This is a genomic window from Sphingobium sp. TomTYG73 (assembly GCF_055394245.1).
The window spans coordinates 255,920-280,000 of record NZ_AP027340.1 but is presented as its reverse complement, the minus strand read 5'-3'; the positions used below and the strand labels follow the sequence as shown (position 1 = coordinate 280,000).

Below are 24,081 nucleotides of genomic sequence, written 5' to 3'. Positions count from 1 at the left end.
CCTCCCCCCTGCCCCGCCGACCGAAAATGGCCGACGTCCCGGCTATAAGGTCGAAGAGCTGCTCAACATGCGGCAGGTGCTGGGCGCCTCGCCGGAACGCGCCCCGCTCGACATTCCCGCGATCATCGCCGTGCAGAATTTCAAAGGCGGCGTCGGCAAATCCACCGTCACCACGCATCTGGCCCATTATTTCGCGGTGCAGGGCTATCGCGTGCTCGTCGTCGATTGCGACAGCCAGGCCACCACGACCACCCTGTTCGGCTTCAACCCGCACTTCAATATTCAGCGGGAAGAGACGCTATACCCTTATCTCTCCATCGATCCGACCCAGGTCGACCTTCTCTATGCGGTCAAACATACCGCCTGGCCCAATGTCGATCTGATCCCGTCGAATCTCGAGCTATTCGACGTGGAATATGAGCTGGCGGCGGCGGGCAGCGATGGCGGCTCCGTCCTGGCGGCGCGTTTCCGCAAGCTGAAACAGGGCCTGATGGACCTCGCCCGCCATTATGACGTGGTGCTGCTCGATCCCCCGCCAGCGCTCGGCACGATCAGCCTTGCGGTGATGCAGGCGGCCAATGCGCTGCTGGTGCCGCTCGCCGCGACGACGCCGGACTTCTGCTCCACCGTCCAGTTCCTCTCGATGATGGATCAGGTCATCAAGCAGCTGCAAACCGCTGGCATAGAGGTCGATTATCAGTTCATCCGCCTGCTCTGCTCGAAATTCGACAGCAATGATCCCAGCCATTCGATGGTCCGCGCGATCATGGAGCAGAGTTTCGGCCCTGCCCTCCTCCCCGTGCCCATCCTCGACAGCGCGGAAATCAGCCATGCGGCGCTGCGCATGATGACCGTGTACGAGCTGGAAAAGCCGATCGGCACGCCGCGCACCCACAAGCGGTGCCGCGCCAATCTCGACGAAGCCATGGGCCAGATCGAAGCGCTCGTCCGCCAAAGCTGGGGCCGCGTCGCTCCCGCGCGTGAGGAGGACATCGTCAATGCGGCTTGATTTCACGCGGAGACGCGGAGATGCGGAGGGCACGCACAGCGCCGCAGGCAAATTTGCCGATGCAAGGCCTCAGCTTGGCGCTGTCACCTGCGTCGAACAAGGGACTGCGCCGCTCGCACACCCTCTCTGCGCCTCTGCGCCTCTGCGCGAACAAAAATCAACGCTGTCCTACAGCGACATGTTCACCATATGTTCCCCGCGAATCGGAGGACAAGCCCATGGCGCGTAAGCAATCGGATTATCTGGCAGCCCTTTTGTCAGACGAGGCGGAAAGTCCCGCCCCCGTTCCAGCGGCCGACAGCCCGCCTGTTGCCCAGGCCGAAACGTCGTCCCCCTCCCCTGCCCCGGCTCGCCCCGAACGCGCGCGCGGCGCGACACTGCTCGGCCGCGAAACAGCGCTTGCCCGGCTCGCCTCGGGCGAGGTGCGGCAGGTCACGCAATTGCTGCTCGATCCAGCAAAGGTTCGTATCTGGCGCGGCAACGCCCGGCTTTACTCCCATCTGACTGAGGACAATTGCCGCGAACTGATCGACTCAATCATCGCGGAGGGCGGGCAAAAAGTGCCCGCCGTCATCCGCCGTGTCGAAGGCGATCCGGACCATGATTATGAAGTGATCGCGGGCACGCGCCGCCATTTCTCGATCAGCTGGCTGCGGGCGCACAGCTATCCCGACATGATGTTCGTGGCGCAAGTCGCCCAGCTCGACGATGAAGCGGCCTTCCGCCTCGCGGACCTCGAAAACCGCGCGCGCAAGGACGTCACCGATCTGGAGCGCGCGCGCAACTATGCCGAAGCGTTGGGCGCCCATTATGGCAGCCACCTCACCCGCATGGCCGAACGGCTAAAGCTCTCCAAGGGCTGGCTCAGCAAGATGATCAAGGTTGCGGGCATTCCTGACTACATCATCGACGCATTCCCTTCGCCTGGCGACGTCCAGCTAAAGCCCGCCTATCCGCTGGCACAAGCGTTGGATGATCCTGCTGCTGCCCCGGCCATCAATGCAGAGGCCGCGCGGCTCATCACGACACAACGGGAACGCCGTTACGCGGGCGCACCGCCCCTCCCCGCTGCCGAAGTATTGAAGCGCCTGCTCGACGCGCCGCGCGTAGCCGTGTCGGAACCGAAGGAAGAGCCCTTCACCTGGACCACGCGCTACGGCCGCCCCGCCCTCACCGTGCAGTCGGTCAACCGCCAAGGCATCACCATTCGCTTCCACGCGGGATCGGGAGCGGACATGGCAACGCTGGCGACCGCGCTCCGCGACACGCTCGAACATCTTGAGCGGCAGGGAATGGGTCTACAGCAGTGACAGGCTCGGGGGGGCACAACATCATCGCGACACAGGGGACGGGCATCTTTCTCGCCCTTGTGTCACGCGCTGTTTCCCCGGGGAAACAAGGCCACCCCAGATCGGGCCACCCTCCCCTCTCCTCCCGCAGACTTCATTCTTTCGCACTAATTCCATCCCCGTTTCCCCGGGGAAACACCCTCGCCACCCTGCCCTTGCCAAGGAGCCGCCCATGACGCGCACCGGCAAGGCCGAGCTTACCGATCAGTTTGAGCTGTTCCTCCCCTATATCGCGGACATGCCGCTGCGCGACCAGCGCGAGATGATGGAGCGCCCCTTCTTCAGCCTCGCCAAGTCGAAGCGCGTCAAACCGATCGATTATACCTCCCCCGACGGCAAAGCCTGGGTCCATGTGTCCGCCAATCCCGATTACGGCATGGCGACCATCTGGGATGCCGACATCCTCATCTATTGCGCCTCGGTTCTGGCCGACATGGCCCGGCGCGGCATCAATGACGTGCCGCGCAAACTGCACCTCATGCCTTATGACCTGCTGCGCGCCATCCATCGTCCGACCACCGGCCGCGCCTATGAATTGCTCGGCCAGTCGCTCGACCGTCTGGTGTCCACCACGATCAAGACCAACATCCGCGCCGAAAACCGCCGCGAAGCGACCTTCAGCTGGCTCGATGGCTGGACCCAGCTTGTCGATGAACGCACCGAACGCTCGCGCGGCATGACCATTGAACTCAGCAACTGGTTCTACGAAGGCGTGTTGATGCAGGGCGGTGTCCTGTCCATCGATCGCGCCTATTTCGACCTGACGGGCGGGCGCGAACGCTGGCTGTACAAGGTCGCGCGCAAACATGCTGGCGGGGCAGGGGAGGGGGGCTTCTCCATATCCATGCCAACCCTGTTCGAAAAGTCTGGCGCGGAAGGCGCCTATCGCCGCTTCAAGTTCGAGATCGCCAAGATCGCCGAACGTGACCCATTGCCCGGCTACACATTATTGCTCGAACAGCCCCAGGGTAAGCGCGAGCCATCGCTACGCATGAGCCGTCGGTCGGCCGAAGCCCCACGCGCCTCAAACGACGTACCGCCTGCGAAAATGGGCATCCCACCCAAGGTCGCGGCTCTGACCGGCGCGAAAGCGTCCCCCAGCAAGAGTCCGGCACCCGACCCGCAACCCTTTCTCGACGCCGGGGATGTCATCCGCCGCACGGTCACCAGCCTTTCCTCCCGCGCGACCGCTGGCGAACTCACCGACGCAACCCTCGCCACGCTGCGCACCGAATGTCCAGGTTGGGACTATCAGTCCCTCCATCAGGATTTCCGCAACTGGCTCGACGCTGACCCGACGCGCACGCCGGTCAACTACCAGAAAGCCTTCATCGGCTTCGTGCGCCGTTTCCATGAAAAGAACCGCCACCGCCTTTGACGTTTCGGCCCAAAAGGCCCCCTCGTCAGTCCGGCCTTGCTCGTTAGCGCATAAGCGTTCCCGAAGTGTCGGTTGCTCCACAATGTGTTCGGCGCCTGATTTCCCGAACCTACAGCCGCGTTCATTTCATCCACAGCTTTTGAACGACATTAAGCGGCCGACCATTGCAACTGATTCAATCCCTGCTGAAATCCCCACCTTATCCGGACGCCATCGACACTCCGGGAACGGCCAACGCTCCTTCAGGAACGATCCCCCGACACATCAGGAACACCAGCCTCGACACTCCGGGAACGAAAGCCCGACCTTTCGGGAACAGCCCGGTTCGCCCGACTCGCCTATCCCCGCCACTTTTGCCGCATCCCACGCAGGCTTAACTCTCTAACTTTCTACTAAACCCTATAACCAGAAGGAGATTCTTCTAGTTTTTGGAAGGAAGAGAAGAAGCGAGCTGCGACACCAATTTGGTCGCTCCTTGATGGGAGATGCCGAGCAGGCGCGCGATCGCCACCTTGCTCAAACCTGGATAGGCCAGTTCCAACCGCATCAGCAGGGGCGCCTTGCTCCGCTTCGTCACTGGCAGCTCTTCGGGCAGCTTCTTGAGCCGCGCCTCCAGTCGGTTAAGTTCCGCCAACCCTTGCGCGGCCTGCCGTCCGATCATTTCGATCAGCTGCCCCGTCAGCGTCCTTATATCCGCGCCGGGAAATCGGGGCAGATCCACGAAGGACGGCAGTCGCCGTGCCGTCAACCCGCACGCCTCTAGTGCCGCCGGGATGTGCGCCGCCACCACCCATCCCAAATCTGTCCGACGAGGATCGATCTGCAACTGCCGTCCATCCGCCGTCGTCAGCAATTGCCCCTCGCTCATGGGCGCCGCCAGGCCCTCCCGCGCCGCGATGAGGCGCTCCGCCACCTCTTCCACGCCCGTTGAAGGGTAGGGGGCCTCCACAACCGCCTGAACCGTCCGCCAGGCCGGGCCGAAGCGCACCAGATCGTCTGATGCCCAGATCTCCGCCTCTTTCCTGTCGTCCAGCAGCTGGCGTGATATGTTCAGCGTCGCCCGCGCGATCGGATCACGCTCGCCCTCACTCGCCGAAAGCACGAAATGAACCAGCGCCGCGATCGACAAGGGGTCGTTCAGCCCCTCACTATGGCGGGGTGGGGGCGTCCGCCCGCAGATCCAGTCCTGCAAATCTCCGACGGAAATGGGCACCGACGCGACACTGGCCAGCGCGGCAGCACCTTTAAGGCGCGACCGGGCAAGCCAGATGTCGGTGGCCGGACTGTTGGCAAGCCGCCCATCAAGCCTCCCCAGCAAAAGAAACGCCTGCTCCGAAGACGAAGAAAAATCCAGCATTTCCGGGCTATATCAACATATACGATGTAACCAAACACATATGTTGGTTACACATGCTTTTCCCCATTCTAAACGCGATTAATTCACCTTCTCATTCATGAATTGAACCCCATCCAGCTTGAAACCCGCCGCTCCCCGCGCCATCTGTCCGGCGGCCAAAATTCATTGGAGGGCATGAAAGAAACGCCATGACGAACCCGACCGACGCTGCTCCTGAAACCCGTTCCTTCGAAGCTGACGTAGCCAAATTGCTGCACCTGATGGTGCACTCGGTCTATTCGGACAAGGATGTGTTCCTGCGTGAACTCATCTCCAACGCCGCCGACGCCTGCGAAAAGCTGCGCTATGAAAGCCTGAGCAATCCCGCGCTCGCCGCTGGCGGCAGCCCGCAAGTGACGGTGACGCTCGATCCCGACGCCCGCCAGCTGTCGATCGAGGACAACGGCATCGGTATGAGCGAGGCCGAGCTTGTCGAGGCGCTCGGCACGATCGCGCGTTCCGGGACTAAGGCGTTCATGGAACGCGTCGCCAGCGCCAAGGACGCGGAAGGCACGCAGCTGATCGGCCAGTTCGGCGTCGGCTTCTATTCCGCCTTCATGGTCGCCGATCGCGTCGACGTCCTGTCCCGCCGCGCAGGCTCCGACCAGGCGGCGCGCTGGTCGTCCGATGGCCTTGGCACCTATACCGTCCAGCCCGCCGAAACAGCCGAAGCGCCGGACCACGGCACCCGCGTCATCCTGCATCTTAAGGAAGACGCCGCGTCCTATACCGAACGCTATCGCGTCCAGCAGATCATCAAGGACCAGTCCGGCCATGTGCCCGTGCCGATCTTCCTCAAGGAGAAGCCCGATGCCGAACCCGAGCAGATCGCGGATGGCGCGGCGCTCTGGACCAAGCCCAAGAGCGAGATCAGCGCGGAGGAATATACCGATTTCTACCGCAGCGTCGCCGGTCAGTTCGACCAGCCCGCGCTGACGCTGCACTATCGGGCCGAGGGTCTGCATGAATATTCCGTGCTGGCCTTCATCCCCGAAATGAAGCCGTTCGACCTGTTCGATCCCGATCGCACCGGCCGCATGAAGCTCTACGTCCGCCGCGTCTTCATCACCGACGAGGCCGAGATATTGCCGCGCTACCTGCGCTTCGTACGCGGCCTGGTGGACTCCAGCGACCTGCCGCTCAACGTGTCGCGCGAAATGATCCAGCAAAGTCCTGTTCTCGCGGCGATCCAGAAGGGCGTCAGCAATCGCATCCTCACCGAACTGGAAAAGCTCTCCGCCAATGATGGCGAAGCCTATATCAAATTCTGGGACAATTTCGGCGCGGTGCTGAAAGAAGGGCTGTACGAGGACTTCGCCCGCCGCGAGCAATTGCTTGGCCTGGCCCGCTTCAAATCCACTGCTTCGACCGATAGCTGGCGCTCTCTGAAGGATTATGCCGAGGGCATGAAGGAGAACCAGACGGCGATCTACTACGCCACCGGCTCTGATCTCGACCGCCTTGCGTCCTCGCCGCAGCTCGAAGGCTTCCGCGCGCGCGGCATTGAGGTGCTGCTGCTTACTGATCAGGTGGACAGCTTCTGGGTCACCGCTGGCGTCGATTATGACGGCAAGCCCTTCAAATCGGTGACGCAGGGCCTTGCCGACCTCAGCCTCATGCCCCTGCCCGAAGGCGAGACGGCCGCGCCCGCTGCGTCGGAGGAAGTCAGCAGCTTCATCGACTTTGCGAAGGAGCTGCTGAAGGATCAGGTTTCCGACGTCCGCGTGTCCGAGCGGCTGACCGAAAGCCCGGTCTGCCTCGTCGCGGCGGAGCATGGCATGGATCGCCAGCTGGAAAAGCTGCTGGCGGCCGCCGGTCGCGGTGGCGGGGCTTCGGCGCCTGTGCTGGAACTCAACCCGCGCCACAGCCTGATCGTCCGGCTGAGCGGCCTTCAGGACGATAATAGCCTGCGCGAAGATGCCGCCTGGCTGCTATTGGACGAGGCCCGGATTGCCGATGGCGAATTGCCCACCGATCCGCGCGCCTTTGCCGAACGGCTTGGCCGGATCATGGCGAAGGCTTTGGGCTAAGCGCCGTGGATCAAAACGGCCTTACCCCCTGAAACCGTTCGCCCTGAGCCTGTCGAAGGGCTCTTCTTTCTTCCAAAGAAGTGAAGCGTTTCGACAGGCTCAGCCCGAACGGATTGTGCATTAAACTTGAACACACTCTGCTTTGGTCGCGGTCGGCTTGCGCGGCATAATCCCGCGCCAGCAACTATCAGCCGAGCGTCACGAAGATTTCCGCTTCGATCAGCCACTCGTCCCGAGGTTTGCGCCATTTCGCGCTGTAGATACCGGACGCGGTCGGCTCCTGCGTGTCAGCCGCCAAACCTTTCCATTCGCCCTGTTCCATCGCGATCGGTTCGATCGGCGAGACGGTGATGCTGGTGGGCATCCGGACATAGATGGTGCGCTCGGCCGACGCGAACTCGCGCTTCCATGCCATTAGCTGCGCCTTCCGGCCGCTGATCACTCCGCTGTCACTGCCGGTCACCAGTATCGCGGCGGGTGACAGCAGGGGGCCTATCGCGCTCAGGTCCATCTCCGCCAACGCCCGGTTGAATGCCCCCCGCCGCATTCGGATCGCAAGGTCGCAGGATTGGGTCACTCTTCTATTCCGATCAGCAGTGGCTGTGTCAGCCGCCTATGATCCAGCCCCGTAGCCGCTGCAAGGAAGCGGTGTGGAGTCAATCCGGCCGACACCCACCCCGATGGCACCGACACATCCCTGCGCCTCACGACGCGCCCGGTCGTTAAGCCATTGCAATGAAGATGCAACCGCCGGGATATTGCGGCGTTATAGCTTCATGATTTTGCGGTGCGGTGCGTCTGATCCTGCCTCGGCAGGCGATGGATTTTGTGACTTTGATCGATATGCTGACGGCCGTGCTGACGGAGGCATGGTTGAATGACAGGAATTTTTGATCGCGTTTCGACGGGCAATTCAGGGCTCGATCTGGTGCTGGGGGGAGGTCTGCCTGCCCAAAGACTGTATCTTCTCGAAGGCGCTCCCGGATCAGGAAAGACGACGCTCGCGCTGCAATTCCTGCTCGAAGGCGTGGCGGCGGGCGAGCCAGTCCTCTACGTGACGCTGTCGGAAACCAGCGAAGAATTATCGGTCGTCGCTGCCTCGCACGGCTGGGACCTGAACAACGTCAACCTCTTCGAACTTGCTTCTGCCGATTCAGTGCTGGGCATAGGACGGGACCAATCGATCCTGCACAGCTGGGAAATGGAACTGGGCGGCACCATCGAACTGATCCGGGAAGAGGTGCAACGGTTGAAACCCCGTCGCATCGTGTTCGACAGCCTGTCCGAATTGCGGCTTCTGGCGCAGGACCCGCTCCGCTACCGGCGCCAGCTGCTGTTCCTCAAACAGTTTTTCGCGCAGATCGACACCACGGTTCTGCTGGTGGACGACCTGACTGGCGGCGCGGGTATCCGCGACAATCATCTGCATAGTCTCTGTCATGGAGTGATAACGCTGGAACGGCTGACGCTTGATTTCGGTGCGGCACGGCGGCGCATGCAAATCCAGAAGATGCGCGGCGTCGATTTCGTCGCCGGTTATCACGACATGATCATCCGGAAGGGTGGCATCGACATATTCCCCCGTCTCATCGCGTCCGACCATCATGCGCCGTTCGTCGGCGAACCGATTGCCAGCAAGGTTCCGGAGCTCGACGCCATTCTGGACGGCGGCCCCCAACGCGGTACCAGCACGCTCATCACTGGTCCTGCGGGCGCGGGCAAAACGACGCTGGCCCTGCAATATGTCATCGCCGCCTGCGAACGCGGCGAAAATGCGGTGATATACGAATTTGATGAGCGCATCGGAACGCTCATTACCCGGGCGCGATTGTTCGGAACGGACCTGCAGGCTTTGATGGAGGATGGCCGTCTGGTCATTCGTCAAATCGATCCGGCAGAGGTCGCGCCCGGCGAATTCGCCGCCATGGTCAGGCAGGAAGTGGAGGAGCGAAATTCACGCATCATCCTGATCGACAGCCTCAACGGCTATCTGGCCGCCATGCCTCAGGAACAGCAGCTGATCCTGCAATTGCACGAACTTCTGTCTTACCTCAGCCACCGGGGCGTCGTGACCTTGCTTGTCAATCCACAGCAGGGTTTCTTCGGGTCGATGCGAACCGACGAGCTGAATGTGTCCTACATCGCGGACATCGTCATCCTACTGCGCTTTTTCGAGGCAGAGGGGCGCATCCGGAAGGCATTGTCGGTCATCAAGCACCGCAGCGGCGCGCATGAAGACTCCATCCGCGAATTCAGGATCGACGCCCATGGCGTTCGGGTCGGTGCGCCGCTCTCTGATTTCAGGGGCGTGCTGACCGGGACGCCGGAATATCTGGGAGCTTCCACACCACTGATGGAGGATCGCGACGGCCGTGCATAAGGCCGCCACATCCTCAACCCTCCGGGTCATCGTCAGCGCACCATATGGCAGCGACGCGGACAGCGTGACGCGGCTGCTGCGGGGGGAGGGGCATCGGGTCCAAATCTGCCCCACCTTGACCGAAGTGGCAGACGCGATCGATGAGCAGACGGGCGTCGCGCTGGTCACGGAAGAAGCGTTGTTCACTGACCTTGGCCCCCTGCACCGCGCGCTGGATGCGCAGCCTGCATGGTCGGATGTTCCCTTCATACTGCTCGCCGGACGGCAGGCGGGCCGTTTTGCTTCCAGCGAGGCCATCAGACGCCGACTGCCCGATAACGCGCTCAGCGTCATCCTGCTGGAACGCCCGGTCAGCGGGGAATCACTGATCAGCGCTGTCGCGTCGGGCATAAGGGCCCGGCAGAAACAATTGCAGATCCGCGACCAGTTCGCGGCCATCGATGCGGAACGCGGCCGCCTCAATACATTGCTCGAAAATCTTCCGGTCGGCGTCGCGTTCATAAACACCGACGGCAGCACACTGCTTTCCAACCCCGCATTCCGCCGCTTCCTGCCCAGCGGAGACATCCCCGCCCGGCTGCCTGACGGGGAGGACCGGTGGGAAGGCTATGAAGAGGATGGAAGCCGTATCACGCGGGATCGCTTCGCGACGATGCGCGCTCTGAAGGGCGAGCAGGTGCGGGGAATCGAGTTTCTGCATCACCCGACAGAAGGTCCTTCGGTCTGGACCCGGGTAAGCGGCGTGCCGTTACTCGACCCCGGCAGCTCACGGGTCACCGGCTCGATTTCAGTGATTGTCGATATAGACGAGCAGAAAAGGAGCCAGCAGGCGCTCGCGGAGGCGGCCCAGCGGCTGGAGCAGGAGGTTGATGCCCGCACGCGCGAATTGCGGGAGGCGCTGCTGCGATTGGAAGCCGAGGCGGAAGAACGCGCCCGGGCCGAGGAAGCGTTGCGCCAGGCGCAGAAGATGGAGGCGGTCGGTCAATTGACCGGCGGGATCGCGCATGACTTCAACAATATGCTGACGGGCATCATTGGAGCCATCGACATCCTGAAGCGTCGGATTTCCAGTGGCCGACTGGACGACCTTGATCGCTTCATGGATGCCGCCAGCACGTCGGCGCAGCGCGCGGCGGCGCTGACGTCCCGATTACTCGCCTTTTCCCGGCGGCAATCGCTCGACAGCCGCCCCACCGACGTCTGCAAGCTCATTCATTCGCTGGAGGACCTGCTCCGCCGCACCATGAATGAATCGATCGAGGTGGAAATCCTTTCCTCCCCCCCGTTGCCGACGGCGCTGGTGGACGCCAATCAGCTGGAAAGCGCGATCATCAACCTTGCGATCAATGCCCGCGACGCGATGCCTGACGGCGGCCGACTGACGCTGTCATGTGAAGAGGTGGAGCTGGATGCGGAGTGTTGCGCGCGCAATCCAGGCATCACGCCGGGCCGCTATATCATGGTTGGGGTGTCTGACACCGGCGTCGGCATCGATGACGATACACTGGACAAGGTGTTCGATCCCTTCTTCACGACCAAACCGATCGGGCAGGGCACGGGTCTCGGCCTGTCGATGGTCTATGGTTTCGCCAAGCAGTCGAATGGCCTGGTGCGCATCAATTCGACGGTGGGCGAAGGGACGGTGGTCAGGATATTCCTGCCGGTCGCGGAACAACAAGTTGAAACCGAATCCGTCGAACATGCTGCCATTCATCATGGCGACGGCCAGTCGGTGCTACTGGTCGAGGATGATGACTCCGTCCGGCTCCTCGTGCGCGATGTGCTTGAGGAATTGGGCTACAAGGCGACCGAGGCCGCCGACGGACAGCAGGCGGTGCGCATATTGGAGTCCGGGCGGCGTTTCGACCTTCTGATCTCCGATGTTGGCTTGCCGGGAATGAACGGGCGGCAATTGGCGGAAATCGCGCGAGCGCATTTGCCCGACCTGCCCATCCTGTTTGTGACGGGCTATGCGGAAGGGGCCGCCGTGCGGGGCGGCTTCCTATCCAACAACATGCAGATGATCACCAAGCCATTTCAGATCGAAATGCTCTCCGCTCGCATCCGCGAAATGCTGGAAAGCTAGTCCGTCAACTCCGGGAATGCCCCGTCTGCGACTAATGAGCGGCTGGGACGTCTACCTGATCGGGGCAGGGCTTTGTAGAAGCAGGCATGTCGGCTATCGGCGGGAAAAATCGCCGATTCAAGGCAATCCGCCCGTCTTGTGTTACGGGGCAGTGGCGGGTCGATGCGGTTCATGGCACGTCAGCGGTTTCGACCGATATAGTCGGCTACCGCATTAACGCTATGGCCGACCTTTTCCACCGCTTCCTCCAATTGGCGCCGAGATGTCTGAAAACGCTGAGACCAATATTGCACCTCCATATCCTCCTTCAGCGACACATGTTTCAGGTCGCGGGGAACGGGCGGGGATGTGCTCTCGACTTGAGGTTGCGGACCTATCGTGGACATGGCGATCTATTTTCCTAACGAGAGCTGCGGCTTTCGAACGCGCGGTGGTGTTCCGAAAGCCTGGCCTCGGTGCAGCTATTGGCGCTGGTGCTCTATCTCTCTGGTAAGAGCGAGCGCGGCAGGATGATGTTCCAGTACCACTGGTAAAGTCCATAACCTGCATTATGCGGCAGGGATTCATCGCGGCTGAGGACAAGTCGGCGGCGGGGCTCCCCTTGGGTCAACAAAAGGAGCAGGCGGCCGATTTATGACGCAAGAAAAGGCGACGCTGCCGCTTCTAAGTATGTTTCCTCATACCTGCTATAGATGACGCGCCTTAACCTGATGCCTTTGTCGAGGAGGCTATGATGAAGAATATTCTTCTCCTGGTACATGATGATGAGGGTCAGGAAGCTCGACTGCAAGCGGCACTGGATTTGACCCGTGCCCTCGGCGGCCATCTTCAATGCATCGATGTCACGCCATTTCCGGTCATAGCCGGCGATCTTTATGCAGGTTTTGGCGAAACCGCTGTCATGCTTGATGAGCGCCAGAGCGAAGCCCGGAACAAGACAAAGATCAGCGCTCGCCTCGCCAAAGAGGATGTGAGTTGGGACTGGGTCGACATCACAGGGGAGATAGCAAGCTGCCTCCTGAAGGAAGCCGCGCTTGCGGACATCGTCGTCCTCAATCGGCAATTGGACAGTTATCCCCTTCCAGACATGCGGACGATCGTCGGCCAGGTGCTGATGCACGCCCGGGTTCCGGTTCTAGCCGTGCCACAAGAGGTCAATGGCTTCAGCATCAAACGGGCATTGCTGGCCTGGGATGGCCATCCTTCATGCATCGCAACGATGCGAGCCTGCACGCCTTTGCTTGCGCTGGCGGAGGAAGTCGAAGTGCTGACCATAAAGGACGGCTCGATTCAGGCTGAACCTAGTGACGCTGCCCGATATCTCTCGCGTCACAATGTGCACGCGAGCATTCGGGTTCTCAACGATCGCCTTCATCCTGCGGACGCGATAATCGAGGAAGAGGCCGAACAATGGAGGGCGGATTATATTATCATGGGCGCCTATGGCCGCGGAAGGATCATGGAAACATTCGGTGGCGTGACACGGCGTCTGCTTACCCGCAGTAAATGGCCTCTGATACTCGGCCACTGAGAGCTGGTGCCAGCGCTCCATCCCATGTTGCGCGTGGCGTGAAAGTCAGCCGATCGCGATCCAGGCGGCAAGGCTCGCCGCCGCCGCTGCAAGAGCGGCGAACAGCGGTATCGCGGCTCTCATGCCGCCGTGGCCCCAACCGATGCCCACCGTCATGACGGCTTTCGCCAAAGTGTTGGCCAGAACCGCGCCGCCCAGTACGAAGCCAGCGGTTTGATCGTCGATCGTATGTGGGGGGAGGCCCGCCATCGTCATCACGGCTGCATCGACGTCCGATATCCCGGTGAGAGTCAGGACGACTGCCATGCCCTCTTGCCCAAAATGTTCCAACGCCCAACGCGCGGCGAGCGACAATCCCGCGACAAGGGCAGCCAGCAGAAGCGCAGGGGTAAAGCCCAGGGGATTGGCGACGGCGGCTCCGTTGCCGCCTTTGCCGTGGGCACGCCATGCGGTCAGGGCGAACGCGACGGCTACAAGTGCTGCCGGAGCCATGGTCAGTGCCAGAGACGGTAACGCGCGGGGAACGAGAACGAGTGCCACCAGCTGCACCCTCATGAACATCACGATTGATGCGACCGCAATGCCCGCCGTCAATAATCCCCGGCTATCGGGTTCGTCGCGGAGCCGCCTGGCATAATCGGCGGTGACGGCGGTGGACGACACAATGGCCCCGGTAAGCGCGGCCAGCAACACACCGCGATCGCGGCCGAAGCGCCTGGAGATAGCATAGCCGGCGAAGGAAAGTCCCATCACGAAGACGATCACCATCCAGATTTTCCGGGGGTTCCAGGCGTCGTAAGGGCCGTACGAGGCATCTGGCAGTAGCGGCAGGATGATGAGAGACACCAGCAGGAAGCGGGACACACCCTCAATCTCGCTCTCATCCATTCCCCGGAGCAAAGCGTGCATCGATTGCCGTGAGCTCAGGATCGCAAAGATCGCCGCACCTGTTGCCAGGCCTAGAGCAGGGGAGAGGCGAGTGGCGCAGAAACCGGCGCCGAAGGTCAGCAGGCCCGCCAGCGTTGTGGTTGCGGACAGATGATCCTGATCGGCGCTTCGGCTGTAGCCGACCGTCAGCACGGCCGCGACGCCCAGGCCCAGGGCAGCGGCGACCATGTCGGGGGCAAGGCCGCCGAGCCCCCCAAGCAACCCGATCAGCCCGAAGGTGCGAAAGCCCGCGACCCGTCGACCCTTGCCGAAGTTCCGCTGTGTCCAGCCGCGCTCCATCCCTACAAGCAGGCCCACTGCGATCGATGCGATCAGGGAAAGATAGGGGTGAGCGATATTGAACATGGGTTTAGCTAGCCTAAGCGCATCGGAGCAGATCGCGATAGGTATAAGTCGCAGTCAAACCGTCTTCATCTTCACCGGAATTTTGAGATAGCGAACGCCGTTGCTTTCCGCTTCGGGGAAACGACCTGCGCGGATATTGACCTGAATGGAAGGCAACAGCAGCCGAGGCACGGGCAGCGTCGCATCACGGGCTTCGCGCATGGCGACGAAACTGTCTTCATCCACTCCGTCATGGATATGGACGCTTGCGCGCCGCTCTTCGCCGACGGTCGTTTCCCAACGATAGTCATCGCGGCCGGGCGCCTTATAGTCATGACACAGAAACAGGCGGGTTTCATCGGGCAGGCTCAGCAGCCGCCGGATGGAACGGTAAAGAATGCGAGCGTCGCCACCAGGGAAATCCGCCCGCGCCGTGCCATAGTCAGGCATGAACAATGTATCGCCGACAAAGGCCGCATCGCCGACCAGATAAGCGATGTCCGCAGGTGTATGCCCCGGAACATGCATGACGGTGAAGCGCAACGTGCCCACTGAAAACTGCTCGCCATCTCGAAACAAACGGTCGAAATCGGAACCATCGATTCGCATGTCGTTGAGTCCGAAGACGGGACGGAAGATTTTCTGCACGTCGCAAATATGCTCGCCAATGCCGATCGGCGCGCCGGTCCTGCCCTTGATAAAGGGTGCTGCGGACAGATGATCGGCATGGGCGTGCGTCTCCAGCACCATAGTGATCCGCCAACCCTGCTTTTCAGCGAAGGCCAGCAGCCGCTCGGCTGAGCGCGTATCCACCTCGCCGCTGGCGACGTCGAAATCCATCACGGGGTCGATGACTGCCGCCTCCCGGGTTTCGGGGTCAGCGACCAGATAGCTCACCGTATAGGTCGCCTCGTCGAAAAAGGCTTCGATCAGGGGCTTTGTGTCCATGTCGTCCTCCATTGCTCCTTGACAATATATTACATATATCTAAATTAGCAATATCTAATGGAGTGCATGATGATCCGTCCGTTGATGAACCTCGCCACCTTCGAAAAGAAGGCGGGCGAAGTCTCGAACCTGCTGAAAGCGATGGGCAACGTCCGGCGCCTGATGGTGCTGTGCAAGCTGGTCGAACATGGCGAAATGACCGTGGGCGACCTCGCGCAAGAGGTGGGTTTGTCGCAATCCGCCTTGTCGCAGCATCTCGCCAGGATGCGGGAGGAGGGGCTGGTCGCTTTTCGACGGGAGAGCCAGACGCTCTGGTATCGCATCGCCGATGGGCGGACGGAACAATTGCTCGCCAGTCTCTACACCATTTTCTGCAAGGAATGATCCGATGCCGATCACAACCATTACCCCGCACGACGCGGATAAAGCCGTGGCCAAGGGCGCCACGCTCGTCGATATCCGTGGACCTGACGAACATGCCCGCGAGCATATTCCGGGGGCGATCCATGTCCCGCTCGATCGTCTGGCGGAACTGCCACAGGTGGCCGGGCCAATCATCTTTCACTGCAAGTCAGGCATGCGAACGCAAGCCAATGAGGCAGCCTTGCAGGCGGCGGCGGGCTTCACGCCCTGCCATATACTTCAGGGCGGTCTGGACGGCTGGCGCGCGGCGGGATTGCCGACGCGCCTCGACCGGGCACAGCCGTTGGAGATCATGCGGCAGGTGCAACTGGTGGCCGGTGGCCTTGTGCTGCTGGGCGTCCTGCTCGGCTTCCTCGTCGCTCCTGCCTTTTTCGGCCTGTCGGCCTTTGTGGGCGCGGGGTTGATGATGGCGGGGGCGACCGGCTGGTGCGGCATGGCGAAGCTGTTGCAGGCGATGCCATGGAATCGCCGCGCTCTCGGCGCGTAGGCCGATTATGTCTCCGGCCATGATCGTTGCGGCTCTGGCTTCGGGCGGCCTGATCGGGACTGTGTTGGGTCTGGTCGGGGGCGGCGGCTCAATCCTTGCCGTGCCGCTGCTGGTCTATGTGGTGGGCGTGGGGTCTGCTCATGCCGCCATCGGGACGGCAGCGGTCGCCGTGGCCGCCAATGCGGCTTTCAGCCTGATCGGCCATGCCCGCGCCGGTACGGTGAAATGGCCATGCGCCCTCGTTTTCGCGGGAGCTGGCGTCACTGGCGCGGCGATCGGCGCGGAAATCGGGAAGGCTGTAGACGGCCAGCGATTGCTGATGCTGTTTGGCTTGCTGATGATCGGCGTGGGCCTTTCCATGCTACGGACGAAGCGCGCCACCGACGCGCCCGATGTACGGCTGTCGCGAGCAACCGCTGGTCGATTGTTGCCACGCCTCGTTCCGATCGGCCTTGGAGTGGGATTGGCCGCTGGTTTTTTTGGGATCGGCGGCGGCTTCCTGATCGTGCCGGGGCTGATGATGGCGACTGCCATGCCACTCAAAAATGCAGTGGGAACGTCGCTCGTCGTCGTCACGGCGCTGGGTCTCACCACTGCGTCTTCCTATGCGCTGTCGGGCTTTGTCGATTGGTCACTCGTGGGGGTATTGATCGCGGGCGGTGTCGGTGGGGCGGCTATAGGTATCGCCCTCGGCCGAAAGATGGCGGCGCGCAAAGGGCTGCTGGAGCGGTTGTTCGCCGTCACGGTGATCGCCGTGGGCGCATATGTCGCGCTGCGCGGCGTCTAAGCTTCCTTTCATCGCGGTCGAACGTCGGTTCTGCTGGTTCGGTCGTCCAGGATGACGACGGGGTGAACGGTTCAACTAAGTGGGGCAAGACCCATCTGCTCTGGCTTGATTGCGCTTGCGTCCGCACATGAGGAAGTGGCAGCCCATCTTCTCGTCCGAAGGCAGCGCGGGCTTGTGTTGGCCCGGAGGCTTCCAACCGAGAGGGGGGCGGCCGCAGAAATAGGGCGAACGCGCCGCAAAGTGGGGCACCTGTCCGGCCGAGAGGTTGACGAAGGCGAGGCTTGCCAGCGCCAGCGCACTAAACCGCATGGCTGAACCGCTTTTCCGCTGGTTGCAGATAGCTGTCGAATGCGGCGGCTATGCTGCGGGCGTAGGGGAGCGCGCCGGGGGTCAGTTGCACTCGGCCTTCGCTCAATCGCAATAGGCCAAGTCGCTCGAAGCGCGACAGGTCGGGCTGGGGCAGGTCAGTACCCACATGCGCTTCGCCCCGGCAGAGGATCGCCTCGATGATCCGGCCACGACGCCGGTCATCGCCCGTGCGCAGCGTGCCGCGAGTGGCGGAAAGCTCGCCGCGCTCTACGCGTTCGCGCCAAGGTCCGGCCTGCTTCTCATTCTGGACGATGAGGCCCGGAAATTGGCTGATCGCACTGGCGCCCAGGCCCAGGAGAATATCGGCGGGATCATCGGTAAAGCCCTGGAAGTTGCGGCGCAGCCGTCCGTCACGTGCTGCTATTGCCAGGCCGTCCTGCGGCAGGGCGAAATGGTCGAAGCCGATCGCCGCATAGCCAGCGGCGGTTAACATGCGATAGCCTTGTGCGGCCATGTCGAAGCGCGTGGCGAGATCGGGCAGTTTGCTGCCGTCGATGCGGCGCTGGCGAGGCAAGAGTTGCGGCATATGGGCATAGCCGAACAGGGCGACACGGGCGGGTTGCATCGCGACGCTTGCTTCCAAAGTCGCAGCAAGATCATCGAGGCTTTGGCCGGGTAGGCCGTACATGAGGTCGAAACCGATCGCGATCCCGGCTGCGCGGAGTTGATCGACGGCTCGCTCCACCATGTCGAGCGGCTGAATGCGGCCGATCGCGGCCTGAACATGCGGGGTGAAGGTCTGTACGCCAAGGTTGACGCGGCTGACGCCCATGGCCGCCATGGTGGAAATCCAGGTGGCGTCGAGGCGGCGCGGGTCGAGTTCGACCGAGATTTCGGCGTGACGCGCATCGAAACAGAGCAGCAATTGCTGGAGCAAGCGGACGAAATCGACGAGCGGCAGCGAATTGGGACTACCACCGCCGAAGGCGATCCGCGCGACGCGTCCGCGTCCGCGCAAGCGCCCCGCGATGGAAGCCATCTCTCGTTCCAGCGCCTCCACATAAGCGGTCAGCCGCTGGGCGCGATTGGCCGCCCCTGTATTGCAGCCGCAATACCAGCATATGTCGTGGCAATAGGGGATATGGACATAGAGGGAGAGGGGGGCGTCCGTTTCCACCCCGTCCAGCCTAGCTGCAAGGTCATCCGCGCCCACATCGGCGGTGAACTGCGCGGCGGTGGGATAGCTGGTGTAGCGCGGCACCGGCTGGGCCAGCAGGTCAGGATAGTAGGTCCACATGGCTGAACCGGATCGCATGGGACAGCGCGCGCAGCATTGAGCCAGGTCAAATTGCCGCTTGCGCCGGATCAATGCCGGGCATGCGGCGCCGGGGCAAAGCCATGTCACCGACAACAGGGACGGAGACTTTGGAAATGCACATCAAGACTATCTTATTTGGAGCAGCGGCTGGTTGCGCCGCCATGTCCGCACCCGCGCAGGCTGCGCAAGGCGACGTGCTGGTGCGGCTGCGCGCCATCATGGTTGCGCCCAATGAACGAAGCGGGAGCGTGCTGCCCGCCTTTCCGGGCGAAAAGGTGAAAGTCGATAACAGCGTGATGCCGGAGATCGACGTGACTTATATGGCGACCGACCATGTGGGCTTTGAGCTGATCGCCGCCACGACCAAGCACAGCGCCAGCGGACGCACTGGAACGACCGGGGCGATCGGCCGTTTGGCATCCACTTGGGTGCTGCCGCCGACGCTGACGGCGCAATATCATTTCCTGCCGGAAGCCAAGATCCGGCCCTATGTCGGGGCGGGGGTAAATTATACGCTGTTCTACAATGAAAAGGCGTCGAACGCGCTGGAGGGTGCGGTGGGCGCGACCAGGGTGCACATGTCGGACAGCTTCGGATGGGCGGCGCAGGCCGGAGTTGATGTCGATTTGACGGACAGCATCTTCCTGAACCTGGATGTCAAATATATCGATATCGATACCACGGCTCGGCTCTCGACCACGGCGGCGGGCGTGCAGAAGGTTCGCGTGCATCTCGATCCGCTGGTCTTTGGCGTGGGTGTGGGCGTAAAGTTCTGAAACCCTATGCCGCGGCGAGCGCCTTCACCACGAAGGGCAGGCGCTCGCCATCCGGCTCCGTCAGGGTCAGATAGCTGCCGGGCTGAATCGCATGCGCGTCCAGGCGGAAGAGTTGCTCGTCATCCTCCTCACCCGGCTCGTAGGACAGCGCCCAGCCGTTGGAAGTCCGTAGCAGCCAGCCATGGCGGTCGGGTTCATTCGGCCAGAAGCGCCGAACGGTGGCGAGTTCGGGTTTATGCCGATATTCCTGCTCGTCGATCAGGCCGTCCTGGCCCAGCGGCAGGCGCATGACATAGCTGCGAGCTGCCGATCCGTTCGGAAAAGCAGGTGTGCGTGCGAGTTCGAGGCGTATCGTTGTCCATGTCATACCACCCAGATCGGGTTTTCGGGGGACAAAGACTATAAGGACTATCCCGGATGGCGGCGGAGGCCGTCAGATCCTAGCCAGCAAGGACAAGTTACGGTTCCTCGGCAGGAGATGTGAGATGAAATCGATACTGCTTCATATCCATGACGATCGAGGCGCGGAAAGCCGCCTGCAGGCAGCGTGCGACATCGCGCGCGCGACGGGGGCGCACATTCGTTGCGTTCAGGTGACGCAAATGCCCGATATGGTGGCCGCGGACATGTATGGCGGCGCGGCGCTGGCGCCTTCCATCATCAACGAGCTGCGTGAAATTGATGAGCGAATCAAAGCGCGTACCGAGGAAAGGCTTCGCGCAGAAGGTGTGAGTTGGGATTGGCGGCAACTCGATGGCGATATCCTTCATGGCCTACTGGCCGCCTCGGCGTTGACCGATGTCATCGTCGTGACCCTGCCTGAAGGGCCGCGCAGGGTGCTCACCGATCCACCGCCGATCGCCGCCGAACTGGCCCTGTCAGGGCCGGTGCCGGTGATGGCCGTCCCGCAATCGGCGAAATCGCTGATGGTAGCGGGGCGGGCGCTGGTCGCCTGGGATGGATCGCAGGAAGCATCGGCGGCTCTGCGGGGCGCGGTGCCGCTGCTGAAGCTCGCGCAGGATGTGCACATCGTGACTGTGGAGGAAGCGAGCAAAAATGTCTTCCCCGCGACTGATGCTCCCGAATATCTTGCCCGCCATGGGATCAAAGCGGAAGTCCATAGCTGGCCACGGGACGGGCGCGCTGTGGAGGATGCCCTGATGGCCGCCGTCGAAGCGCTGAAGCCCGACTGGATGGTGATGGGCGCCTATGGTCACAGCCGGTTGCGCCAGTTCGTGTTCGGCGGCGTGACCCGAACGATGTTGCGCGACGGACGCGTGCCTGTCTTGCTGGCGCACTGAAGACAGGGCATTGTAACCCGATGGCGGTGGCGGACGACGATGACACGGAAGGCTTGAGCGAGCGCGAGCATAGCCTGGAACAGGCGCTGCTGGGGTCGATCCTCGCGACGGTGCCCGACGCGCTGATCGTCATCGACATGGCCGGGCGGATCGTGTCGTTCAGCGCGGCGGCGCAGCGCATGTTCCAATATGCCGAAACGGACGTACTGGGCGAAAATATCTCCATGTTGATGCCGTCGCCGGATCGGGAACGGCATGACGGCTATATCGACCATTATCTCAGTACCGGCGAAAAACGGATCATCGGCATCGGCCGCCTGACCAGCGCGCGACGGCGGGATGGATCGACCTTTCCGATCGAATTGTCGGTGGGGGAGGTGCATGACCGGGGGCAGCGGCTGTTCACCGGCTTCATCCGCGACCTTACCGAACGGCAGCAGGCCGAGCGGCGCGTCGCCGACCTTCAGGCGGAACTGTCGCATGCCAGCCGGGTGACGGCTATGGGGACGCTGGCGTCCGCGCTGGCGCATGAGTTGAACCAACCGTTGACGGCGATCGCCAACTATCTGGAGGCGGGGCGCGACCTGCTGGACGCCGATGGGCCGGTGGATCGCGAGATGCTGCGCGAGGCGATGGACGAAAGCGCACGCCAGGCGCTGCGCGCGGGCGAGATCATCCGGTCGCTGCGCGAGTTCATCAAGCGCGGCGAGACGATGCGCCAGCCTGAATCGCTGCGCGAGTTGCTGGCCGAAGGGGCGGCGCTCGCTTTTATCGGCATGGACAGTCGGGGCATCGACATGGACATCAGCGTCGATCGGCGCGTGAATAATGTGCTGGTCAACCGCGTGCAGTTGCAGCAGGTGATCATCAACCTCATCAAGAATGCGGTGGAGGCGATGGCGAGCAGCCCCGCACGCATCCTGCGCCTGTCCGCCGTCCCGGCCGAGGATGGGCGGGTGGAGGTGATCGTCGCGGACAGCGGAATGGGTCTGGACCCCGACATGTCACGCACGCTCTTCAACCCTTTCACCACCACCAAGCCGTCCGGCATGGGCGTTGGCCTGTCGATCAGCCAGACCATTGTTGAAGGACAGGGCGGGCGCATCTGGGCGCAGCCGTCACAATGGGGCGGCACGGCCTTTCACTTCACCCTGGACAGCGCGGACTGAAAGCATGAGCGAACCTTTCCCCATCTATGTCGTCGATGATGACGAGGCGATCCGCCGGTCGCTGTCCTTCCTGCTAAAGACCAGCGGCTATGCGGTGCGGCTGTTCGAGGGCGGCACGGCGTTTCTGAAGGAAGCGGCGGGACTGGAACCGGGATGCGTGCTGCTGGACGTGCGCATGCCCGACATTGACGGGCTGGAGGTGCAGCGGGAATTGCGCGCGCGCGGCATCATGCTGCCGGTGGTGATCATGACGGGTCATGGCGACATCGATATGGCCGTCGCGGCGATGAAGGCGGGCGCGAGCGACTTCATTGAAAAGCCGTTCGAGAAGGCGGCGCTGCTGGGATGCGTCGAGGCAGCGCGGCTGCTGTCGGCGGCCGATCGTGGGGCCGGAGCGCGGGCGGAGGATGCAAGGGCGCGGCTGAATGTTCTGACCGATCGGGAGCGCGATGTGCTTGACGGGTTGGTCGAAGGACTGCCCAACAAGACGATTGCCTTCGACCTGGGGATCAGCCCGCGCACGGTGGAGATTCATCGCGCCAACCTGATGCAGAAGTTGGAAGTGAAGAGCCTGGCCGAAGCGCTGCGGATCGCGTTCCATGCGGGGGTGGAGTGAGGGTATAGCTGTCGTCACCCCGGGCTTGACCCGGGGTCCCGCTACCTTCAGGCGAGCAGTTCGAACATGTCCCCCCAGTTCGGATTGGCGCGCTCGATAAGTGCGAATTTCCACTGACGTTGCCAGCGCTTCAGGCGCTTCTCATGCTCTATGCATGCCGAGATGTCATCGCTCCGTTCGGCCAGACCAGTCGGTATAAGCGATATCGCGCGCAGAAGTCGGACCCCGTGCCGGTTTTATGCTGGTGGATGCGGGCGGAAAGGTCTGACGTCACGCCCACATACATCGTTCCGCGATATCGATCGCTCATAATGTAAACCCAACCGCCTTTTAGTGCGCGCTCCATGGTTTTGGCATTGAAGAAGCGGGACCCCGGGTCAAGCCCGGGGTGACGGAGGAGGGGATCGCTAGGGAGATTTACGGATAGGTCTGAAACCCGCATGGCGGCATGCAGCGGGCATGGATATGCAATTTGATCTGGCGCAAAAGGCGCCCGGCGGTGCCGAAATGGCGGCGGTGATGACCCCGGCTGCCGGAGGCTGCGGTGCAGGATATTGCGATCGGTGCGAGGTGCGCGATCAGGCGATCTGCGCCGATCTGGACCCGCAGGAGCGCGCGGCGCTCAACCGGATCGGGCGACGGGTGACGTTGCAGGCCGGGCAGACGGTGATGTGGGAGGGCGATGACAGCATGGTCGTTGCCAATGTGATCGAAGGCACGCTGAAGCTCGCCACATCGACGGGCGACGGGCGCGAACAGATTGTCGGCGTGGTCTATGCATCCGATTTCATCGGCCGACCCTTCGGCGCGCGCACGCCGCATAGCGTAACGGCGCTGACCGATGCGCGACTTTGCCTCTACCCACGCGGCGCTTTTGACGGCTTTGCGCGCCAGCATTCGGAGCTTGAGCATCGGCTGCTCCAAAGGACGCTGGACGACCTTGATCGGACGCGAGCCTGGATGCTCCTGCTGGGGCGAAAGAATGCGCGAGAGAAGGTCGCGTCCTTCCTGCTGGACATGAGCAGGCGGCTGCGCGCGGACCCGGACGGCGTGATTGACCTACCTCTGTCGCGCCAGCAGATCGCGGACATATTGGGGCTAACCATAGAAACCGTCTCGCGTCAGATCAGCGACATGAAGCGGTTGGGCGTGATCGCGCTGGCCGGGCGGCGCGGCGTGCGGATTTCCGATGCCGACCGGCTGGAGGCCATGGCCGAGGGCGAGTGATAGCGGGTTTCCGTTATCACGACACTTCCCCTCCCGTAAACGGGAGGGGTTAGGGGTGGGCGCGAGCGAAGCGAGCTTCTCGGCTGGCCTTTGAAAATCAGCATGGATGTTGCGCTGGCCCACCCCCCAGCCCCCTCCCGCCTGCGGGAGGGGCGGTTTAGCATTCCTCCCACCCTCCCGCCTGCGGGAGGGGGAGTATCAGCGACAATCTGCCTAAGGATATTCCCCTACATACCCGCCGCGCCGCCTTTGCCAGAGGTCAGGGCATAGGGGCGGCGACCGGACGAGG

General features: G+C 62.4%; 22 protein-coding genes and 1 pseudogene (1 of these 23 running past the window's edge). 15 read left to right on the top strand and 8 right to left on the bottom strand.

What is annotated here, in order from left to right; translation table 11 throughout:
* The 3 genes from ACZ5TH_RS14195 to ACZ5TH_RS14185 all read left to right on the top strand — a co-directional run.
* Nucleotides 1–1,009: the 3' portion of an AAA family ATPase gene (locus ACZ5TH_RS14195; RefSeq protein ID WP_449469649.1), read on the top strand. Its footprint begins 188 nt before the window's first position; 1,009 of the gene's 1,197 nt are visible here — the last part of the coding sequence; its start codon lies off the left edge, out of view; its stop codon occupies nucleotides 1,007–1,009.
* Nucleotides 1,010–1,227: 218 nt separating this feature from the next.
* Nucleotides 1,228–2,319: a ParB/RepB/Spo0J family partition protein gene (locus ACZ5TH_RS14190; RefSeq protein ID WP_464795622.1), complete on the top strand. Its 1,092-nt coding sequence runs from the start codon at nucleotides 1,228–1,230 to the stop codon at nucleotides 2,317–2,319.
* A 211-nt stretch (nucleotides 2,320–2,530) separates the two neighbouring features.
* A complete protein-coding gene (locus ACZ5TH_RS14185; RefSeq protein WP_464795621.1) occupies nucleotides 2,531–3,736 on the top strand; it encodes a replication initiator protein A in 1,206 nt (401 codons plus the stop codon).
* 421 nt (nucleotides 3,737–4,157) lie between these two features.
* Here ACZ5TH_RS14185 and ACZ5TH_RS14180 read toward each other — a convergent pair whose 3' ends face one another.
* Nucleotides 4,158–5,093: a hypothetical protein gene (locus tag ACZ5TH_RS14180; protein WP_464795620.1), complete on the bottom strand. Its 936-nt coding sequence runs from the start codon at nucleotides 5,091–5,093 to the stop codon at nucleotides 4,158–4,160.
* A 188-nt stretch (nucleotides 5,094–5,281) separates the two neighbouring features.
* Here ACZ5TH_RS14180 and htpG point away from each other — a divergent pair, with 188 nt between their 5' ends.
* Nucleotides 5,282–7,162: a molecular chaperone HtpG gene (gene htpG, locus ACZ5TH_RS14175; RefSeq protein WP_464795619.1), complete on the top strand. Its 1,881-nt coding sequence runs from the start codon at nucleotides 5,282–5,284 to the stop codon at nucleotides 7,160–7,162.
* A 187-nt stretch (nucleotides 7,163–7,349) separates the two neighbouring features.
* Here htpG and ACZ5TH_RS14170 read toward each other — a convergent pair whose 3' ends face one another.
* Nucleotides 7,350–7,739, bottom strand: a complete 390-nt coding sequence (locus tag ACZ5TH_RS14170; RefSeq protein WP_464795618.1) for a nuclear transport factor 2 family protein — start codon at nucleotides 7,737–7,739, stop codon at nucleotides 7,350–7,352.
* 300 nt (nucleotides 7,740–8,039) lie between these two features.
* Here ACZ5TH_RS14170 and ACZ5TH_RS14165 point away from each other — a divergent pair, with 300 nt between their 5' ends.
* Together ACZ5TH_RS14165 and ACZ5TH_RS14160 are read left to right on the top strand one after the other, a co-directional pair.
* A complete protein-coding gene (locus ACZ5TH_RS14165) occupies nucleotides 8,040–9,542 on the top strand; it encodes an ATPase domain-containing protein (RefSeq protein WP_464795617.1) in 1,503 nt (500 codons plus the stop codon).
* A complete protein-coding gene (locus ACZ5TH_RS14160; RefSeq protein ID WP_464795616.1) occupies nucleotides 9,535–11,628 on the top strand; it encodes a hybrid sensor histidine kinase/response regulator in 2,094 nt (697 codons plus the stop codon). Before ACZ5TH_RS14165 ends, ACZ5TH_RS14160 begins: the two co-directional genes overlap by 8 nt.
* A gap of 179 nt (nucleotides 11,629–11,807) precedes the next feature.
* On the opposite strand, the gene ACZ5TH_RS14155 is transcribed toward ACZ5TH_RS14160, so the two are convergent.
* Nucleotides 11,808–12,014, bottom strand: coding sequence for a DUF3606 domain-containing protein (locus ACZ5TH_RS14155; protein ID WP_449469633.1), 207 nt, complete (start codon nucleotides 12,012–12,014; stop codon nucleotides 11,808–11,810).
* A 347-nt stretch (nucleotides 12,015–12,361) separates the two neighbouring features.
* On the opposite strand from ACZ5TH_RS14155, the gene ACZ5TH_RS14150 reads away from it, so the two are divergent.
* Nucleotides 12,362–13,159 (top strand): universal stress protein, encoded by a 798-nt coding sequence (locus tag ACZ5TH_RS14150; protein WP_464795615.1) that lies wholly within the window; start codon nucleotides 12,362–12,364, stop codon nucleotides 13,157–13,159.
* Nucleotides 13,160–13,204: 45 nt separating this feature from the next.
* On the opposite strand, the gene ACZ5TH_RS14145 is transcribed toward ACZ5TH_RS14150, so the two are convergent.
* Both ACZ5TH_RS14145 and ACZ5TH_RS14140 read right to left on the bottom strand, forming a co-directional pair.
* On the bottom strand, nucleotides 13,205–14,452 hold the full coding sequence (locus tag ACZ5TH_RS14145; protein ID WP_464795614.1) for an MgtC/SapB family protein: 1,248 nt from the start codon (nucleotides 14,450–14,452) through the stop codon (nucleotides 13,205–13,207).
* A 54-nt stretch (nucleotides 14,453–14,506) separates the two neighbouring features.
* Complete coding sequence (locus tag ACZ5TH_RS14140) at nucleotides 14,507–15,379, bottom strand: MBL fold metallo-hydrolase (protein WP_449469627.1); 873 nt, start codon at nucleotides 15,377–15,379, stop codon at nucleotides 14,507–14,509.
* Between the two features lie 66 nt (nucleotides 15,380–15,445).
* Here ACZ5TH_RS14140 and ACZ5TH_RS14135 point away from each other — a divergent pair, with 66 nt between their 5' ends.
* From ACZ5TH_RS14135 to ACZ5TH_RS14125, 3 genes are read left to right on the top strand one after another with little or no spacing between them, the layout of a single operon-like run.
* Nucleotides 15,446–15,763: an ArsR/SmtB family transcription factor gene (locus ACZ5TH_RS14135; protein ID WP_464773200.1), complete on the top strand. Its 318-nt coding sequence runs from the start codon at nucleotides 15,446–15,448 to the stop codon at nucleotides 15,761–15,763.
* 4 nt (nucleotides 15,764–15,767) lie between these two features.
* Nucleotides 15,768–16,289: a rhodanese-like domain-containing protein gene (locus ACZ5TH_RS14130; protein WP_196226875.1), complete on the top strand. Its 522-nt coding sequence runs from the start codon at nucleotides 15,768–15,770 to the stop codon at nucleotides 16,287–16,289.
* A 7-nt stretch (nucleotides 16,290–16,296) separates the two neighbouring features.
* On the top strand, nucleotides 16,297–17,076 hold the full coding sequence (locus tag ACZ5TH_RS14125; RefSeq protein WP_460988540.1) for a sulfite exporter TauE/SafE family protein: 780 nt from the start codon (nucleotides 16,297–16,299) through the stop codon (nucleotides 17,074–17,076).
* A gap of 298 nt (nucleotides 17,077–17,374) precedes the next feature.
* On the opposite strand, the gene hemN is transcribed toward ACZ5TH_RS14125, so the two are convergent.
* Nucleotides 17,375–18,682 (bottom strand): oxygen-independent coproporphyrinogen III oxidase, encoded by a 1,308-nt coding sequence (gene hemN, locus ACZ5TH_RS14120; protein WP_464795613.1) that lies wholly within the window; start codon nucleotides 18,680–18,682, stop codon nucleotides 17,375–17,377.
* 134 nt (nucleotides 18,683–18,816) lie between these two features.
* Between hemN and ACZ5TH_RS14115 the strand changes: the two genes are divergently transcribed.
* Nucleotides 18,817–19,479: an OmpW/AlkL family protein gene (locus tag ACZ5TH_RS14115; RefSeq protein WP_460988541.1), complete on the top strand. Its 663-nt coding sequence runs from the start codon at nucleotides 18,817–18,819 to the stop codon at nucleotides 19,477–19,479.
* A gap of 4 nt (nucleotides 19,480–19,483) precedes the next feature.
* On the opposite strand, the gene ACZ5TH_RS14110 is transcribed toward ACZ5TH_RS14115, so the two are convergent.
* Entirely contained in the window at nucleotides 19,484–19,846 is a 363-nt protein-coding gene (locus ACZ5TH_RS14110) for a hypothetical protein (RefSeq protein WP_464795612.1), read from the bottom strand.
* A 118-nt stretch (nucleotides 19,847–19,964) separates the two neighbouring features.
* Between ACZ5TH_RS14110 and ACZ5TH_RS14105 the strand changes: the two genes are divergently transcribed.
* The 3 genes from ACZ5TH_RS14105 to fixJ are packed head-to-tail and all read left to right on the top strand — an operon-like array spanning nucleotide 19,965 to nucleotide 22,565.
* On the top strand, nucleotides 19,965–20,780 hold the full coding sequence (locus ACZ5TH_RS14105; protein WP_464795611.1) for a universal stress protein: 816 nt from the start codon (nucleotides 19,965–19,967) through the stop codon (nucleotides 20,778–20,780).
* A gap of 20 nt (nucleotides 20,781–20,800) precedes the next feature.
* A complete protein-coding gene (locus ACZ5TH_RS14100) occupies nucleotides 20,801–21,949 on the top strand; it encodes a sensor histidine kinase (RefSeq protein ID WP_460988545.1) in 1,149 nt (382 codons plus the stop codon).
* A 4-nt stretch (nucleotides 21,950–21,953) separates the two neighbouring features.
* Entirely contained in the window at nucleotides 21,954–22,565 is a 612-nt protein-coding gene (gene fixJ / locus ACZ5TH_RS14095) for a response regulator FixJ (protein ID WP_464795610.1), read from the top strand.
* A 47-nt stretch (nucleotides 22,566–22,612) separates the two neighbouring features.
* On the opposite strand, the pseudogene ACZ5TH_RS14090 reads toward fixJ, so the two are convergent.
* A pseudogene (locus ACZ5TH_RS14090) lies at nucleotides 22,613–22,911 on the bottom strand (GIY-YIG nuclease family protein).
* Nucleotides 22,912–23,024: 113 nt separating this feature from the next.
* On the opposite strand from ACZ5TH_RS14090, the gene ACZ5TH_RS14085 reads away from it, so the two are divergent.
* Complete coding sequence (locus ACZ5TH_RS14085; RefSeq protein WP_464795609.1) at nucleotides 23,025–23,792, top strand: Crp/Fnr family transcriptional regulator; 768 nt, start codon at nucleotides 23,025–23,027, stop codon at nucleotides 23,790–23,792.
* Nucleotides 23,793–24,081: the final 289 nt, after the last annotated feature.